This window comes from Aquamicrobium terrae, from assembly GCF_040545735.1.
GTDB lineage: Bacteria > Pseudomonadota > Alphaproteobacteria > Rhizobiales > Rhizobiaceae > Mesorhizobium > Mesorhizobium terrae_A.
On sequence record NZ_JBEPML010000005.1, the window covers coordinates 43,990 to 60,440 of the forward strand.

At 65.9% G+C, this 16,451-nt stretch carries 10 protein-coding genes; 5 read left to right on the forward strand and 5 right to left on the reverse strand.

What is annotated here, in order from left to right; translation table 11 throughout:
* The first annotated feature begins 81 nt into the window (after positions 1 to 81).
* Positions 82 to 855, forward strand: coding sequence for a histidinol-phosphatase (gene hisN / locus ABID37_RS08960; protein WP_354193922.1), 774 nt, complete (start codon positions 82 to 84; stop codon positions 853 to 855).
* Positions 856 to 909: 54 nt separating this feature from the next.
* Here hisN and ABID37_RS08965 read toward each other — a convergent pair whose 3' ends face one another.
* Entirely contained in the window at positions 910 to 1,875 is a 966-nt protein-coding gene (locus tag ABID37_RS08965) for an alpha/beta fold hydrolase (RefSeq protein WP_354193923.1), read from the reverse strand.
* Between the two features lie 438 nt (positions 1,876 to 2,313).
* Here ABID37_RS08965 and ABID37_RS08970 point away from each other — a divergent pair, with 438 nt between their 5' ends.
* A complete protein-coding gene (locus tag ABID37_RS08970) occupies positions 2,314 to 2,784 on the forward strand; it encodes an Hsp20 family protein (protein WP_354193924.1) in 471 nt (156 codons plus the stop codon).
* Between the two features lie 68 nt (positions 2,785 to 2,852).
* On the opposite strand, the gene ABID37_RS08975 is transcribed toward ABID37_RS08970, so the two are convergent.
* Entirely contained in the window at positions 2,853 to 3,902 is a 1,050-nt protein-coding gene (locus ABID37_RS08975) for a threonine aldolase family protein (protein WP_354193925.1), read from the reverse strand.
* 446 nt (positions 3,903 to 4,348) lie between these two features.
* Here ABID37_RS08975 and gltB point away from each other — a divergent pair, with 446 nt between their 5' ends.
* Positions 4,349 to 9,076: a glutamate synthase large subunit gene (gltB, locus tag ABID37_RS08980; RefSeq protein WP_354193926.1), complete on the forward strand. Its 4,728-nt coding sequence runs from the start codon at positions 4,349 to 4,351 to the stop codon at positions 9,074 to 9,076.
* 193 nt (positions 9,077 to 9,269) lie between these two features.
* The gene (locus ABID37_RS08985) at positions 9,270 to 10,724 is read left to right on the forward strand and encodes a glutamate synthase subunit beta (RefSeq protein ID WP_354193927.1); all 1,455 of its coding nucleotides are present in this window, start codon (positions 9,270 to 9,272) and stop codon (positions 10,722 to 10,724) included.
* Positions 10,725 to 11,039: 315 nt separating this feature from the next.
* On the opposite strand, the gene ABID37_RS08990 is transcribed toward ABID37_RS08985, so the two are convergent.
* Positions 11,040 to 12,278, reverse strand: coding sequence for an SGNH/GDSL hydrolase family protein (locus tag ABID37_RS08990; protein WP_354193928.1), 1,239 nt, complete (start codon positions 12,276 to 12,278; stop codon positions 11,040 to 11,042).
* 98 nt (positions 12,279 to 12,376) lie between these two features.
* Positions 12,377 to 13,600 carry a lytic murein transglycosylase gene (locus ABID37_RS08995; protein WP_354193929.1) on the reverse strand — a complete coding sequence of 408 codons (1,224 nt, stop codon included), beginning with the start codon at positions 13,598 to 13,600 and terminating at the stop codon, positions 12,377 to 12,379.
* Positions 13,601 to 13,809: 209 nt separating this feature from the next.
* Here ABID37_RS08995 and galU point away from each other — a divergent pair, with 209 nt between their 5' ends.
* The gene (gene galU, locus ABID37_RS09000) at positions 13,810 to 14,694 is read left to right on the forward strand and encodes a UTP--glucose-1-phosphate uridylyltransferase GalU (protein WP_354193930.1); all 885 of its coding nucleotides are present in this window, start codon (positions 13,810 to 13,812) and stop codon (positions 14,692 to 14,694) included.
* A gap of 54 nt (positions 14,695 to 14,748) precedes the next feature.
* Here the strand turns inward: galU and ABID37_RS09005 are convergent, their stop codons facing one another.
* Positions 14,749 to 16,290, reverse strand: coding sequence for an outer membrane beta-barrel protein (locus tag ABID37_RS09005; RefSeq protein ID WP_354193931.1), 1,542 nt, complete (start codon positions 16,288 to 16,290; stop codon positions 14,749 to 14,751).
* Between the last annotated feature and the right edge of the window lie 161 nt (positions 16,291 to 16,451).

Genomic DNA, 16,451 nt, shown 5'->3' on the forward strand with positions numbered 1-16,451 from the left:
ACGTGACTTTGCCGCCTTCTTTGCTATGACGAAGCCTTGCCCGGACAGGCAACGGCCCGTCGCATTCCTCAGGAGACCGAATTGCATATTTCACCCGATTTCCTCCGGCGGGTCGCCAAGGTCGCCGCGGCCGAGACCCTTCCGCGTTTCCGCGCCCAGGGCGCCGTCGACAACAAGGAGGCGGGCGGCTTCGATCCGGTGACTGAAGCCGACCAGCAGGCGGAACTGGCTATTCGCCGGCTCATCAACACGGAGTTCCCGGAACACGGCATTCTGGGCGAGGAACATGGCAGCGAAAACCTTACCAGCCGCCATGTGTGGGTGATCGATCCGATCGACGGCACCCGCGCCTTCATTTCCGGCTTGCCCGTGTGGGGCACCCTGGTGGGGTTGACCGTGGATGCCGATGCGGTGGCGGGCATGATGTCCCAGCCCTTCACCGGCGAGCTGTTCTATGCCGACGGTTCCGGTTCGCATTATGACGGGCCGGGCGGCGCGCGGCGGTTGTCGGCCCGCAAGACGGTGAACCTTGCCGACGCCATCTCCTTCACCACGACGCCGGCCCTGTTCAAGGGCGACATGCGCCAGCGCTACAACAGCTTCGAGGGCAAGGTGCGGCTGGCCCGCTACGGCACCGACTGCTACGCCTTCGCCATGCTGGCGGCGGGATGCGTCGATATCGTCATGGACCCGGGGCTGAAGCCCTATGACATCGTGGCGCTGATCCCGATCATCGAGCAGGCGGGGGGCGTGGTCACCACGTTCGACGGCGGTCCGGCCGAAAACGGCGGCGACATCCTGGCCGCCGCCACGCCGCAATTGCACGAGGCCGCCATGGCTGCTTTACGTGGATGAGCCTGTCGCCCGAAAGCGGGAGCCGGTTTCGACCTGCGTAAAGGCTAGGTCCGCTCAGGCGGCGGTGAAGATTTCTTCCTCGTTGCCCGGCACGAAGGCATCGAAGGCCGCGAGCAACTGTTCGCGGTAGAAATCGGCTTCCTGCAGGATTTCGTGGCGGGCGCCATCGATGGTCAGCAGCGACGACAGGCGCAGATATCTGGCGTAGCGGGCGATCGCCCGGGTGGAGACGACGGTGTCGGCCCCGGCTGCGACGATGAGCGTGGGGATGCGCATGCGGGCCATGAAGTCCGGCCGGCTGACAGCCAGGGCGGCGGCGCTTGCGGCGCGCAGCCAGCGCACGGTCGGCCCGCCGAGCGCCAGGCGGGGATGCGCGTCGAACATGGAGGTGTTGCGCCTGTAGCGCGCCGGATCGGATGTCAGCTCGTTGACTTCGAAGGGCGCAGCGGCCTTGGGCGGACCCCATTTGACATAGAGGCGGCCGAGGCCGAGCAGGGTGAGTACCGTCGTCATCAGCCGGATCGCCTTCATCGAATAGCACTGCCCCGGAATGCCGAGGAAGGGCGTGAGCAGCACCATGCGCTGGACGCGGTTGACCAGTCTGGGCGAAGCGAGCAGGGCGACCAGCGCGCCGGTCGAGTGGGCGAGAATGTAATAGGGGCCGCGACAGTCCGGCAGCACGATTTCCTTGAAGAATATGTCCAGGTCGTCGGCATAGTCGCGGAAGCTGCGGACATAGCCGCGCTGCGGGTCACGGATCAGCCTGTCGGAGCCGCCCTGGCCGCGCCAGTCGAGCGTCGCGGTGCCGAGGCCGCGTGCGGAGAGGTTGCGCACCGTCTCGAAATATTTCTCGATGCACTCGTTGCGGCCCTGGAGCAGGATCACGGTTCCCTTTTCGGGCCGACCCGTGGCCGCGAAACGGGCATAGCGGATCTGCCTGCCGTCACGGGCCTTGAAGAACCCGCCGACGGCATTGTCGGGAAGCGGGTTGTCCGGGGTGTTGAAGAAATGCTCTGTCATCCGGCCGTCGGCCTGTGCTGCGGGTCAGGCCATGGTGATAGGAAGGGCCGAGGCATATTGCAAAGGAAATCCCGTGCAAGAGCAATTCCAGCAAAAGCGCACGCGGAAAATGAGCAAGCGGAGCCGGAAGTCGCCTTAAACGACTTCCGGCCGCTGACGATCCGGATGGAAGGGACGTTACATCCGGTTCGGCTCTGGTCTGGCATCGGCGCCTTTCCGTTGCAGCTATAGGAATAGCCAAGGTCACCTGAACGGGTTTTGAGCGCCGCGTTCATCGGGCGTTCATCGACGCCTTCGCCGAGGCCTTGAAAGTGTTTTTGGGTGCCCCCAAATGTATCGGGCGGTCGCCGATGTCGGGGCCGCTGGCTCAGGAAGTGCCCAGTCAGGGCTTCCGAAGGGTCACAACGCAAACCTTGTTGCTCGACAGGAGAACACACCATGCGTCACGTTGATTTTTCCCCCCTCTACCGCTCGACCGTAGGCTTCGACCGCCTCTTCGGCATGCTGGACACGCTTGCCCAGCCCGAAGGTGGCCAGTCCTATCCGCCCTACAACATCGAGAAGACCGGCGAGGATGCCTATCGCATTTCCATGGCGGTGGCCGGCTTCGCTGAGGACGAGATTTCCATCGAGGCCCACCGCAATGTGCTGACCATCAAGGGTGAGCGCAAGGAAGAGACGGAAAGCGACGGCTCCGAGTTGCTTTATCGCGGCATCGCCTCGCGCGCCTTCGAGCGCCGCTTCCAGCTTGCCGATCACGTCGATGTCGTCGGCGCGGCCCTCCGGAACGGCCTGCTGCACATCGACCTGAAGCGCAACATTCCCGAGGAACTGAAGCCGCGCAAGATCGCGATCGCCTCGGTGAATGGCGATACGTCCAGGCAGATCGAGGCCAAGACCGTCAACTGATCTTCTCTCATTCCTCCCGAGAGAGAGGCGGCGCGGGGAAACCCGCGCCGCTTTTTTGTTGGCCGGTGTCAGCCGACGAGGGAGGCGAAGCGGTCGATGTCTTCCGCCGTGGTGGCGAAGCTGGTGACGAAACGGTAGAGTTTTTCGTTCTCGCCAAGCGTTTCCGTGGAGCCTGCCGGCAGCGGCCAGTCGTAGAAGGCGGCGCCTGCCGCCTGCAATTTTTCCGCACGGTCGTCGGTGATGACGGCAAAGACCTCATTCGCCTGCGGCTGCCAGCCAAGGCGCAGGCCGGGCGCAGCCTCGATGGCGGCGGCAAGGCTGGCAGCCATGGAGTTGGAATGGCGGGCATTCTCCAGCCACAGATCGTCACGGAAATAGGCGTCGAACTGGGCCGCGACGAAACGCGATTTGGAAAAGAGCTGGCCGGCGCGCTTGCGCAGGAAGGCAAGCTCGCGGGCCCGGCCAGGGTCGAACACGACGATGGCTTCCGCGCACCAGCAGCCGTTCTTGGTGCCGCCGAAGGACACGATGTCGACGCCGCGCTTCCATGTCATCTCGGCGGGCGTCGTCTCCAGCGCGACCAGCGCGTTGGCGAAGCGGGCGCCGTCCAGGTGGAGCGGCAGGGAATGGCGCTTGGCGAGGGCGGAAATCGCGGCGATCTCGTCCAGCGAATAGACGGTGCCGATTTCGGTCGACTGGGTGATGGAAACGGCGGTCGGGCGCCCGGCGTGGACGAATTCCGGCACGAAACGGTCGAGCGCGCGCTCCAGTTCGCCGGGGTCGATGCGGCCGAGCGCGCCGCCTATGCCATGCAGGCGCCCGCCGCCGGACAGATATTCCACCGCGCCGCACTCGTCCTCCATGACATGCGCCTGCGTATGGCAGAAGGAGATGCCGCCGGGCTTGCCGTATGAGGCCAGCGAAAGGGCGTTGGCCGCCGTGCCCGTCGCCACGAAGAACACCGCCACCTCGTGTTCGAAGATTTCGCCGAAGCGGTCGCAGACCGCCTTGTCGAGATCGCCATCGCCATAGGCGGCGCTGAAGCCGCCGGCCGCACCCGACAGGCGGGCGGCAATGGCAGGATGGGCGCCTGCCCAGTTGTCGGAAGCGAAGAACATTTGCGGCTCCATTGCTGAGGTGGGTTCCGGCGCGCAATTGAGCCGTTTCGCGGGCGGCTGACAAGATGCGCGGGATGACTGCGGCGCATGCATGCCGGGAGGAAGGGCAGCGGTCTTGCAAGGATCGACGGAAAGTTTCTCCCGGCTGGGTGCCTCCGCAACTTTCTATCCAAAAGCGCGAATTTTTTTCATGAATCGGTCTTGTGCGCTTTTTTGATTTCTGCCATAGAAATTTAGGACAGTAATGCTGTCTTATTTATCCGCGCAAGGCAGTCCGGATCAGCGTATAGTACGATGATCGATCCGACTGGTGGCGCAAGCGGCTTTTCCCCGCTGACCGGCGGGGCTCGAAGAGTTCTCGCCAGCGGTACGCATACCCAACCGGGAGCCGGATGCTCCCTAGGCAACCAGACGCCTCTCCGGCGCGAAAATGGAGGATGACAGCGATGACGCATGTGACGCCATCTGTGACGACGGACCTGAGGCCGGCCGCACAGACCGAGGCGGCCACCTTCAAACGCATCGCTACCCGAGGCATACCGCCATCCGCGCAGGGCCTCTACGACCCGCGCAACGAGCACGATGCCTGCGGCGTCGGCTTCATCGCCCAGATGAAGAACGTGAAGTCGCATCAGATCGTCCTCGACGGCCTCCAGATGCTGGAGAACCTGACCCATCGCGGCGCGGTGGGCGCCGACCCGCTGGTCGGCGACGGCGCCGGCGTGCTGGTCCAGATTCCGGATCGCTTCTTTCGCGAGGAGATGGCGGGGCAGGGCGTCGAACTGCCGCCAGCCGGCGGCTATGGCGTCGGCCACTGGTTCATGCCGCAGGACACCGCCTTGCGCGCCCATATCGACGATGTGATCGTCGAGTCGGCGCAGTCCGAAGGCTTCGCGGTGCTCGGCTTCCGCGACGTGCCGGTCGACAACGCCTCGCTGTCCCGGGCGCCGGACATCGTGGCCGCCGAGCCGTTCCACCGGCAGGTGTTCTTCGGCCGTCCCGCCGATGCCGGCGACGACGACGAGTTCGAGCGCCGGCTCTTCATCCTGCGCAAGGTCATCTCCGGCCGCATCTATGCCGAGAACGACAATCGCGACGTCGGCTCCTATTGCGTGTCGCTGTCGGCGCGCACCATCGTCTACAAGGGCATGTTCCTGGCCAATCAGGTGGGCGCCTACTACAGGGACCTTCTCGACCCGCGCTTCGAATCGGCGCTGATCCTCGTCCACCAGCGCTTTTCCACCAACACCTTCCCGTCGTGGAAGCTGGCGCATCCCTACCGCATGGTCGCGCACAATGGCGAGATCAACACGGTGCGCGGCAACAACAACTGGATGGCGGCGCGCCAGGCCTCGGTGGACAGCGAGCTGTTCGGCAACGACATCTCGAAGCTGTGGCCGATCTCCTATGAAGGCCAGTCCGACACGGCCTGTTTCGACAACGCGCTCGAATTCCTGTTCCAGGGCGGCTACAGCCTCGCCCACGCCATGATGATGCTGATCCCGGAAGCCTGGGCCGGCAACAAGCTGATGAGCGAGGAGCGCAAGGCGTTCTACGAGTATCATGCCGCCCTCATGGAGCCGTGGGACGGACCGGCCGCCGTGGTGTTCACCGACGGTCGCCAGATCGGCGCAACGCTGGACCGCAACGGCTTGCGGCCCGCGCGCTACATCGTCACCGACGACGACCGCGTGATCCTCGCCTCCGAGGCCGGCGTGCTGCCGGTGGCGGAAGAGCATGTCGTCACCAAGTGGCGCTTGCAGCCGGGGCGCATGCTGCTGATCGACCTCGAAAAGGGGCGCATCGTCACCGACGAGGAGATCAAGACCGAGATCGCCACCAGGCATCCCTACAGGAAGTGGCTGGCGAACACGCAGCTCATCCTGGAGGACCTCAACCCGGTCGAACCGCGCGCGCTGCGCAAGGACGTGTCGCTGCTCGATCGCCAGCAGGCCTTCGGCTACAGCCAGGAAGACCTGAAGCTGCTGATGGCCCCGATGGCCACCACCGGGCAGGAAGCCGTGGGCTCGATGGGCACGGATACGCCGATCGCGGCGATGTCGGACAAGCCGAAGCTGCTCTACACCTACTTCAAGCAGAACTTCGCGCAGGTCACCAACCCGCCGATCGATCCGATCCGCGAGGAGCTGGTGATGAGCCTCGTCTCCTTCATCGGGCCGCGGCCGAACATCTTCGACCTTATCGGCTCCTCGCGTCGCAAGCGGCTCGAGGTGCGCCAGCCCATCCTCACCAATGCCGATCTGGAGAAGATCCGCTCGATCGGCCACACCGAGGAGCGCTTCGACACCAAGACCATCGACATCACCTATTCGGCGACCGAAGGGGCGGCGGGCATGCCGGCCGCCATCGAGCGGCTGTGCGAGCGCGCCGAGGCGGCTGTGGCGGGCGGCTACAACATCATCATCCTCTCCGACCGCCAGATCGGGCCGGACCGCATCGACATCCCGACGCTGCTGGCCACGGCGGCGGTGCACCATCATCTCATCCGCAAGGGGCTGCGCACCTCGGTCGGGCTGGTGGTGGAATCGGGCGAGCCGCGCGAAATCCACCATTTCTGCTGTCTCGCCGGTTATGGCGCGGAGGCGATCAACCCCTATCTCGCCTTCGATACACTGATCGACATGCACACCAAGGGCCAGTTCCCGCCGGAAGTGGACGCGCAGGAACTGGTGACCCGCTACATCAAGTCGATCGGCAAGGGCATCCTGAAGGTCATGTCCAAGATGGGCATCTCGACCTACCAGTCCTATTGCGGCGCCCAGATTTTCGACGCCATCGGGTTGCAGTCCGAATTCGTGGACAAGTACTTCACCGGCACCGCCACGCTGATTGAGGGCGTGGGGCTCGAGCAGATCGCCGCCGAGACGGTCGCGCGCCACGCCTCCGCATTCGGCGACGACCCGGTGTTGCGCCGGGCGCTGGAAGTGGGCGGCGAATACATGTTCCGCATGCGCGGCGAGGCCCACGCCTGGACGCCGGATGCGGTGGCGACCCTGCAGCATGCGGTGCGGCACGGCTCGGCCGAGACCTTCAAGCAGTTCTCCGAGCAGGTCAACGACGCGGCTGCCAGCGCCCACGCCATCCGCGGTCTGTTCCGGATCAGGACGGCCGAGGAGGTGGGTCGCAAGAAGGTACGGCTGGACGACGTGATGCCGGCGTCGGAGATCGTCAAGCGCTTCTCCACCGGCGCCATGTCCTTCGGCTCGATCAGCCGCGAGGCGCACACCACGCTGGCCATCGCCATGAACCGCATCGGCGGCAAGTCGAACACCGGCGAGGGCGGCGAGGAGCCGGACCGCTACCTGCCGCTGCCGGGCGGCGGGGCCAACCCCGAGCGCTCGGCGATCAAGCAGATCGCGTCCGGCCGCTTCGGGGTGACCACCGAATATCTCGTCAACTCCGACATGATGCAGATCAAGGTCGCGCAAGGGGCCAAGCCCGGCGAGGGCGGTCAGCTTCCGGGCCACAAGGTCGATGCCACCATCGCCAAGACCCGGCATTCGACGCCGGGCGTCGGCCTCATTTCACCGCCGCCGCACCACGACATCTATTCGATCGAAGATCTTGCGCAGCTCATCTACGACCTGAAGAACGTCAACCCGCGGGCCGATGTCTCGGTCAAGCTGGTGTCGGAGGTGGGCGTCGGCACGGTCGCGGCCGGCGTCGCCAAGGCGCGCGCCGATCACATCACCGTCTCCGGCTATGACGGCGGCACGGGCGCCTCGCCGCTCACCTCGCTGAAGCATGCCGGCAGCCCGTGGGAGTTGGGCCTCGCCGAAACCCACCAGACGCTGGTGCTGAACGGCCTGCGCAGCCGCGTGGCCCTGCAGGTCGACGGCGGTCTGCGCACCGGCCGGGACGTCATCATCGGCGCGCTGCTGGGAGCCGACGAATTCGGCTTCGCCACCGCGCCGCTGATCGCGGCCGGCTGCATCATGATGCGCAAATGCCACCTCAACACTTGTCCGGTGGGCGTGGCGACGCAGGACCCGGTTCTGCGCAAGCGCTTCAAGGGCACGCCCGAGCATGTCATCAACTACTTCTTCTATGTGGCGGAAGAGGTGCGCGAGCTGCTGGCGGAAATGGGCTTCACCCATCTCGACCAGATCATCGGCAACACCGAACTGCTGGAGAAGCGGGCACTCATCGACCACTGGAAGGCCAGGGGGCTCGATTTCTCCCGCCTGTTCCACAAGCCGGACGCGCCGGCCGAACAGACGCACTGGACCGAGCGCCAGAAGCACCCGATCGACGATGTGCTCGACCGCAAGCTGATCGCGCAGGCCATGCCGGCGCTGGAGGCGAAGCAGGCGGTGCGCATCGAGGTGCCGATCCGCAACGTGGACCGCTCGGCGGGCGCCATGCTGTCCGGCGAGGTCGCCAGCCGCTTCGGCCACAAGGGGCTGCGGCCGGACACGATCTCGGTCACGCTGACGGGAACCGCCGGCCAGTCCTTCGGTGCCTTCCTGGCGCGCGGCGTGTCGTTCGACCTGATCGGCGACGGCAACGACTATGTCGGCAAGGGCCTGTCGGGCGGCCGCATCGTCATCCGCCCGCCGCAGGACACCAAGATCGTCGCCGCGGATTCCATCATCGCCGGCAACACCGTGCTCTACGGCGCCATCGAGGGCGAGGCTTATTTCGCCGGCGTTGCGGGCGAACGTTTCGCGGTGCGCAATTCCGGCGCCATCGCCGTCGTGGAAGGCGTGGGCGACCATGGCTGCGAGTACATGACCGGCGGCGTGGTGGTGGTGATCGGCCGCACCGGGCGCAACTTCGCGGCGGGCATGTCTGGCGGCGTCGCCTATGTGCTCGACGAGGAGGGGGACTTCGCCCAGCGCTGCAACATGGCCATGGTCGAGCTGGAGCCCGTGCCGGAGGAGGATGACATGCTGGAGAAGCTGCATCACCACGGCGGCGACATCGACCACAAGGGCAGGGTGGACGTGTCGGACGACATGACCAGCCATGACGAGGAGCGGCTCTACCAGCTCATCCTCAACCATGTTCATTATACGGGGTCGCAGCGGGGCCGTGCCATTCTCGATGACTGGGCGAGCTACCGGCCGAAATTCCGCAAGGTGATGCCCGTCGAATACCGGCGCGCCCTGCAGGAAATGGAGCGGGCCCGCATGAACGTGGCAGCGGAATAGGGATGGGCACGCTGCTCTTCCTCTATGGGGTTCCGCCGGACCTCAAACCGGGAGCGCGTCCGCGCTAAGCTGCGGGCCGCATGATTGCGGCTCCCGAACCGCCGGGCGCTGGGCGCCCGGAATTTTCGGCGCCCGTACGAACGGTCCGCGCGCCATGCGCCTGCGGGCCGCACGAAAAGGTCAAGGAACCATCATGGGCAAGGTAACAGGTTTTCTGGAAATCGACCGGCAGGTCCACAAGTACCAGCCGGCCTCCGATCGTATCCGTCATTTTCGCGAGTTCACGCTGCCCATGTCGGACAGCGAGGTGGAAAAGCAGGCGGCGCGCTGCATGGATTGCGGCGTTCCCTACTGCCACGGGCCGACCGGCTGCCCGGTGCACAACCAGATCCCGGACTGGAACGACCTCGTCTACAATGGCGAGTGGGAGACGGCGATCCGCAACCTGCACTCCACCAACAATTTCCCGGAATTCACCGGCCGCATCTGCCCCGCGCCGTGCGAGGAAGCCTGCACGCTGAACCTCGAGGACATTCCCGTCGCCATCAAGACGGTGGAACAGGCGCTGGCCGACAAGGCCTATGAGATCGGCTACATCCGGCCCTATCCGCCGCAGACGAAGACCGGCAAGCGCGTCGCCATCATCGGCTCGGGCCCGGCCGGCATGGCCGCCGCCCAGCAGCTCGGCCGCGCCGGCCATGAGGTGCATGTCTACGAACGCGAAAGCCGCCCCGGCGGGCTGATGCGCTACGGCATCCCGGACTTCAAGATCGAGAAGCACTTCATCGACCGGCGCATCGAGCAGATGCAGGGCGAGGGCGTGACCTTCTTCTGCGGCGTCAATGTCGGCGTCGACAAGAGCATGGACAGCCTGCTTTCCGAGTATGACGCGGTGCTTTATTGCGGCGGCTCCGAAACGCCGCGCGCCGCCGGCATTCCCGGCGCTGACCTCGACGGCGTGCACGACGCCATGCCCTATCTCGTGCAGCAGAACCGCCGCGTCGGCGGGGAAGACATCCAGTCGGTGGCGTGGCCGGCGCCTCCGATCCTCGCCAATGGCCAGCATGTCGTGGTGGTCGGCGGCGGCGACACCGCCTCCGACTGCGTCGGCACCGCCTTCCGGCAGGGCGCGGTGCGCGTCACCCAGCTCGATATCCGCCCGCAGCCGCCCGAGAAGGAGGACAAGCTTTCGGTGTGGCCCTATTGGGCGACCAAGATGCGTACCTCCTCCAGCCAGGCCGAGGGCGCCAAGCGCGAGTTCCAGGTGGCGACGCTGGAATTCATCGGCGAGGACGGTAAGCTCACCGGCGTGAAGTGCTGCGAGGTGGATGAAAAGCGCAAGCCCATTGCCGGCAAGGAATTCGTCATCCGCGCCGACCTCGCCTTCATCGCCATCGGCTTCGCGGGTCCGTTCAGCCAAGGGGTGCTGTCGGAACTTGGCGGGCGCATGAAGACGATGATCGACAATCGCCGTTCCACCAACATCGCCGCCAACGACCGCGACTACCGCACCAGCGTCGAGCGCCTGTTCGCCGCCGGCGATGCGCGGCGCGGCCAGTCGCTGGTGGTGTGGGCGATCCGCGAGGGCCGTCAGGCCGCGCGTGCCATCGACGAGGCGCTGATGGGCGCGACGCTGCTGCCGCGCTGAAGCATTTTGTAGGCAAGTGGAATCACTTGACGTCGCATAAATGCGGCGAAAACAAACAGATAGAGCGGCAGCCCGAATTTATTCGGGCGTCCGCCGCTCTTAGATCATTTCCAGTTCCGGTAGAAACGGCCCCTCACCCTTACCCTCTCCCCGCCTGCGGGGAGAGAGGGCCAGCGGCGTCGCGAATAGTAGCCTTCCTTCGTGCAGGCGGAGAGGTTGGGGGCCTCACCTGAATTGCTGCGGCAACCACGCCATCGTGATCCCGGAAGTCTGCCGCAGCGAAGCGAAAGCGACCGGAAAGGGTCTCTCCAGCCGTCAGTTCCCGCGCGCTACCGAACCCGTGGCGCCGTCCGGCGCGGCAATGGTCGCCTTGCGCTGCGGCGGCCAGGTGAAATTGTCGGCCCGGCCGGGAGAGGCGGTGGCGGGCTCGCGCTTGTCCTGCGCCTTCCCGGCGTTGTTGTTCGGAGTCGGCAGCGAGGCGCCGAGCAGTTCGGTGCCGCCGTCCAGCGCCGGATCGCTGAGTAGCATCGGCGGCGTGCGGTCGAGCGGGGCCTGCGGGGCGCTGGGTGCGTCCGGGGCCGGCGCCAGCGGCACGGGAGCGGCGGTTGTCGCATTGGGCGAGGCCAGCCCGAGCAGCTTCAGAAGCGGCTTTTCCGTGTAGAAGGCGACCTTGCGCTTGCCGGCGCGGGTCATGTTGATGCCGTCCTCGCCGCGCAGCGTCACCGGCTGGCCGTTGATGTCCGGCCCGCGCGAGATGAAGGCGCCGTTCTCGTCGACGAAGCCTTCCCAGATGTCGACGAACTCGCCGCCGGCCGTTTCGGCGGCGTCACGGTAGATCTCGTTCAAGGCCAGCATGTCGGAGGTCATGCTGCCGGGCCTGAAGGAGGGCATGCCCACCCACAGGAAGGGAAGCTTCGCGTCGGCGATCTGCTTGCCGAAAGCCACCGTGCGCTTCTGGTATTCCGCGGTCCAGCCTTCCGTGCGCGGGGCCTCGCGGGTGTCGCCGACCTTCATCTGCTGGCGGTCGTTGGAGCCCATCATTACCAGCACGACGGCGGGTTTCTCGGTCTGCAATATGCCGCCGATCTCGCCCGGCCAGTTGTAATAGTCGTCACGGACGAAACCGGAGGAGCCGTTGGAGCGGTCCACCACGCGCACGGCCGGGTTCTCGGCGAAGACGGTGGTCAGCCCGTCGGCCAGGCCGCTGGCCATGAAATCGCCCACCACCAGCACGACCCGCGCATCCTCGGCCTTCTCGACCACGGGTACGGGAGGCGGTGCCGGTTGCGTGGGCTTGCTGCGCGCCGCGCTCTTCTTGCGGGGCTCGCCCCCGCCTGCCCTCGGCCGTTGCCGTTGCGGAGCCTCGGCCGGAGGTTCAACGCGCTCGGCTCGGCGCGGTGAAAACAGGTTGCGCAGCCAGGGCCGCAGTTGCAAATCCTGCGCAAGGGCCGGCGGGGCCTGCAAGGCCGCGCCCATGCCGAAGATCAGGACGACGACGCCCGCGAAAGCGGGCTTCCTGATCCTTCCGATCCGTTGCGTCAGTGGCAAAGCCAAGCCGACCTCTCCTTGTGACCCCTTCCTTGGGCGACCCTTCCCTGCGAAAGCGCCGGTCGCGACATAGACGTCCGGCGCTGGGGGATCGGATGTGGCGGCTACTTGCGCCGAAGCCGCGACAGCACTTCCATGCTCGGATGGCCGTCCTGCTCCATGCCTGCCTGCGCCTGGAAGGCCATGATCGCCGCCCGCGAGCCCGAGCCGATCTTACCATCGAACTTGCCGTCATAGTACCCGTAGGCCGACAGGCGCTGCTGCAGCTCCTGCCGCTCGGTGAAGCTCAGCTTGGTGAAGGGGCGGTTCCAGTCCTGCGCCAGCCCGCCATAGCCGGCGATCTGGTCGGCCAGGAGGCCCACGGCCAGCGCATATTTGTCGGCATTGTTGTAGCGCTTGATGACCGAGAAGTTCTTGATGACGAGGAAGGCGGGCCCCTGGCGGCCGTCGAGAGCCTTCAGCTCGGCCTGCTCCGAACCGCTGACGAAAGGCTTGCCGTTGGCGCGCTTGACGCCGATGGATGCCCATTTGTCGAGCGACATCGAGCCGCTGGGGAACTTGCGGCCGGGCGGCAACACCACCTCGTAGCCCCAGGTGCGGCCGCTCTGCCAGCCGTTCTTGCGCAGCAGGTTGGCGGCGGTCGCCAGCGCGTCGGGAATCGAGCCCCAGATGTCGCGCTTGCCGTTGCCGTCCATGTCCACGGCATAGGCCTGATAGCTGGTGGGGATGAACTGGGTGTGGCCCATCGCGCCCGCCCACGAGCCGGTGAGGTGGCTCTCGTCGATGTCGCCGCTTTGCAGGATCTTCAGCGCGGCGATGAGCTGGGTGCGGGCGAACTTGGCCCGGCGCTTGTCGGCATAGCCCAGCGTGGCCAGCGAGCGCACAACGGAGCGCATCACGTCCTGCCGCTTGAGGATCTCGCCGTAGTTGGATTCCATCGACCAGATCGCCAGCAGCACATGGCGGTCGACGCCGAAGCGCTGCTCGATGCGGTCGAGCCACGGCTTCCACTTGCGCGCCATTTCACGGCCGGTGGCGACCGACTCGTCATGGACGCGGTTGTCGAAATAATCCCAGGCAGGCGCCACGAATTCGGGCTGGTAGCGGGCCTTTTCCAGAACCACCGGATCGATCTCGGTGATGCCCCGGAAAGCGCGGTCGTAGACGGCGCCGGAAACGCCGCTCTGCACGGCGGTGGTGCGGAAACTGGCCACCCATTGGCGGAAGCCGGCATCGGCGAAGGCTGAACCCGCCGGCATCAGCAGGGCGAATGACAGGCCTGCCACGGTCAGGGCGCGCATGAAGGGGCGTGCTTTGCGATCGGACATCTGGTTCTCCTAAGATCTGCCGGAAAGCCATCCATTGCCGGAATTCGGTTAGGATTTAGTTTACCATAGGTCCCTGCGGGAACGAAAATGTGCATGGACGGGTTTAAAGCAGGGGGAACGCCCGAATTTGGTCATTCAGTATTCCTCAATGCTAGCCGTGTGATTGTCGGCCGTTTGCGGCCGGCAGAAGAAAGTGAGACGCTGAGATTATGAAGAAAGTAAGAAAGGCAGTCTTCCCGGTTGCGGGGCTGGGCACGCGCTTCCTTCCGGCCACGAAGGCCATCCCGAAAGAGATGCTGACGGTGGTCGACCGGCCTGTCATTCAATATGTCGTCGACGAGGCGCGCGAGGCCGGCATCGAGCACTTCATCTTCGTCACCGGCCGCAACAAGGCGGTCATCGAAGATCATTTCGATATCCAGTTCGAGCTTTACGACACGCTCGAGCAGCGCGGCAAGACCGACCAGCTCGAACGCCTGCAGCGCCTCCAGCCGGCTCCCGGCCAGACCAGCTTCACCCGCCAGCAGGTGCCGCTGGGCCTTGGGCATGCCGTGTGGTGCGCGCGCGAGCTGGTGGGCGACGAGCCTTTCGCCCTGCTCCTGCCGGACATGATCATGCAGTCCCGCAAGAGCTGCCTCGCCTCCATGGTCGAGCTCTACGAAAAGTCCGGTTCCAACATCGTGGCGGTGCAGGAATGCGATCCGGCCGAGGCCCACAAATACGGCATCGTCGGGCGCGGCGAGGACGTCCATACGGGCTTCCGCATCACCGGTATGGTGGAAAAGCCGGCGCCCGGTACCGCGCCCTCGAATTTCTACATCAACGGCCGCTACATCCTGCAACCGGAAATCTTCGAGATCCTTGCGGGGCAGGAGAGAGGGGCCGGCAACGAAATCCAGCTCACCGACGCCATGCTGCGGCTCGCCGAGGAACAGCCCTTCTACGGCTATCGCTACGAAGGCCGGACCTATGACTGCGGCTCGCCGGAAGGCTTTGTCGAGGCCAATGTCGCGTTCGCCCTGTGGCGCAGCGACCTGAACGGGTCGATGGCCGGAACCATCCGCGGGCTGCTTGACGAGATCAAGCCTGCCTGATCGATGGCTTGGGGCGGTCGAAGGCCGCCCTAAGCCTCCGAGTTCATGGTCTGTCTAGCGTCTCGCGGTGAGGCCCAGATAAATGCTGTTGGTCTTGGCGCTGCGGCCGGTGATGTTGCTGTCGACCGTTTCGTGGGAGGCGCGCACGGTCAGCCCGGCATAGCGGTTCATCCACCAGGTGAGGCCTGCCTCGGCGGTGTAGATCACGTCGCGGTCGTTCGATCCGCTGTAGTTGCGCCAGTCGATGCCGAGAAGAGCATTGGCGGTCAGGTTGGCGCGGATTTCGCGCTCGCCCGTCAGGCGCAGAGCATAGAGCACGGAGCCGCTTTCGCCCGGCGCGGTCGTGCCTTCAAGGGATGTCGTGCCCCGCAACCCGATATTGGTGCCGCGCTGCGGCGACCACCTGATGTTGGCGTCGATGGTGGCGGCCGACAGCGCGCCGAGGCGGTCGTCGTCGAAGCTCTCGCGCAGCCAGCCGGCGGCGATCTCGCCGCCCAGCTTCTCGCCGAAATCGAATTGCGTGCCGATGCTGGCGCCCAGCAGGTTGCCGGAACGGCGGTAGCCGTCCGGATCGACGCGCTCGTCATAGATGCGCCGTCCGCCTTCGGCCTGCACGAAGGGGGTCAATGCCGGCGAAATCTCGTAGCCGGTGCGCAGCCTTGCCGCGTAGAGCGTCGAGTTGCGGTGCTTCTGCGAGAGGTTGCCGCCGGTCGAGAGCCTGGCATCCTCATAGATTTCCCGCTCGACCTCGCCGGTGAGGCCGAGATGCAGCTTGCCCAGTGCCTTCTCGAGGCCGATGCTGCCGTCGATCTGGTGGCGGGTGGGCCGCGACGCGGTTCCGGTGATGACCACGGGGGAGGAGGCCGATTCCGGCGACGCTTCATAGCCGAGCCTGCCGGTGGCACGCCATTCATGGTCGAGGTCGAGGTTCAGCCGGGCGTCGATGCGGCCGCGGGCGTCTTCCACATCCTGGCCGGAAATGGACTTTCGATAGGTCGTGTAGCCGTCGATCCCGGCCGAGTGCCGGTTCCAGTCGGAGGCGGCGTTGAGGCGCAAGGTCGTTTCGGACAGCACGGCGGAGTGGCCGCCGGCGCCGCCATCGGCGTTGGAAGTCGCCGTCAGGCCCTGTTCGAGGGAGGGGCGCAGCAGGAAGGTGCCCATCCTGATGCCGGGCGCCGCGAAGGGATCGTCCTCCGGGGCGCGGCGCACCTGCTCTATGGCGCCGGTGGGCTCTTCGCGCGGATTGAGACGGGTCGGCTCCTCGGGGTTGACGGCGGCGGCGCGCGGGTTGGGCGGCGAATCCACATCCTGCTCGGTAATGGCGGAGGCCGGTCGGCGGCGCGGTTCGGGTTCCGGTGTCGCGGTCAGCGGGGGATCGACCAGCGGATCGACACCGTCGGCGGAGCCGCCGCCGGCATCGGGCGCATCCGCTGCGGCACGCGCGGCAGGCGGCGAAGGCGGCGTGCCCTGCCGGGTGCGGATGTCGGGGACCAGCGGCTCGGCCATGTTGCCGCGCAGCTCCATCTCCTGCGCCAAAGGGGCGGTGAAGGGCATCAGGATGCTGGTCGCAAGCAGCAGCGCGCGCAGCTTGCCCACGCGCCGGACGGCTCCCGATGTGGAGTTGAAACGCGGCATCACGACCCCAAAAGGCGCTGGCGCGCCATGCTTACCGAACCGTAAACGGCGATGGTTAATGGAGGGTTGAAAGCGGGCCGGCGGCAGGCGGGCGGGAGCAAATTATTGGACATGGAGCGCCC

Bases quoted from the DNA above. Each gene is read 5' to 3' on its own strand.
- ABID37_RS08965 (WP_354193923.1), bottom strand. From the start codon at position 1,875: ATGACAGAGCATTTCTTCAACACCCCGGACAACCCGCTTCCCGACAAT.
- ABID37_RS08985 (WP_354193927.1), top strand. From the start codon at position 9,270: ATGGGCAAGGTAACAGGTTTTCTGGAAATCGACCGGCAGGTCCACAAG.
- gltB (WP_354193926.1), top strand. From the start codon at position 4,349: ATGACGCATGTGACGCCATCTGTGACGACGGACCTGAGGCCGGCCGCA.
- ABID37_RS08995 (WP_354193929.1), bottom strand. From the start codon at position 13,600: ATGTCCGATCGCAAAGCACGCCCCTTCATGCGCGCCCTGACCGTGGCA.
- galU (WP_354193930.1), top strand. From the start codon at position 13,810: ATGAAGAAAGTAAGAAAGGCAGTCTTCCCGGTTGCGGGGCTGGGCACG.
- ABID37_RS08970 (WP_354193924.1), top strand. From the start codon at position 2,314: ATGCGTCACGTTGATTTTTCCCCCCTCTACCGCTCGACCGTAGGCTTC.
- ABID37_RS08975 (WP_354193925.1), bottom strand. From the start codon at position 3,902: ATGTTCTTCGCTTCCGACAACTGGGCAGGCGCCCATCCTGCCATTGCC.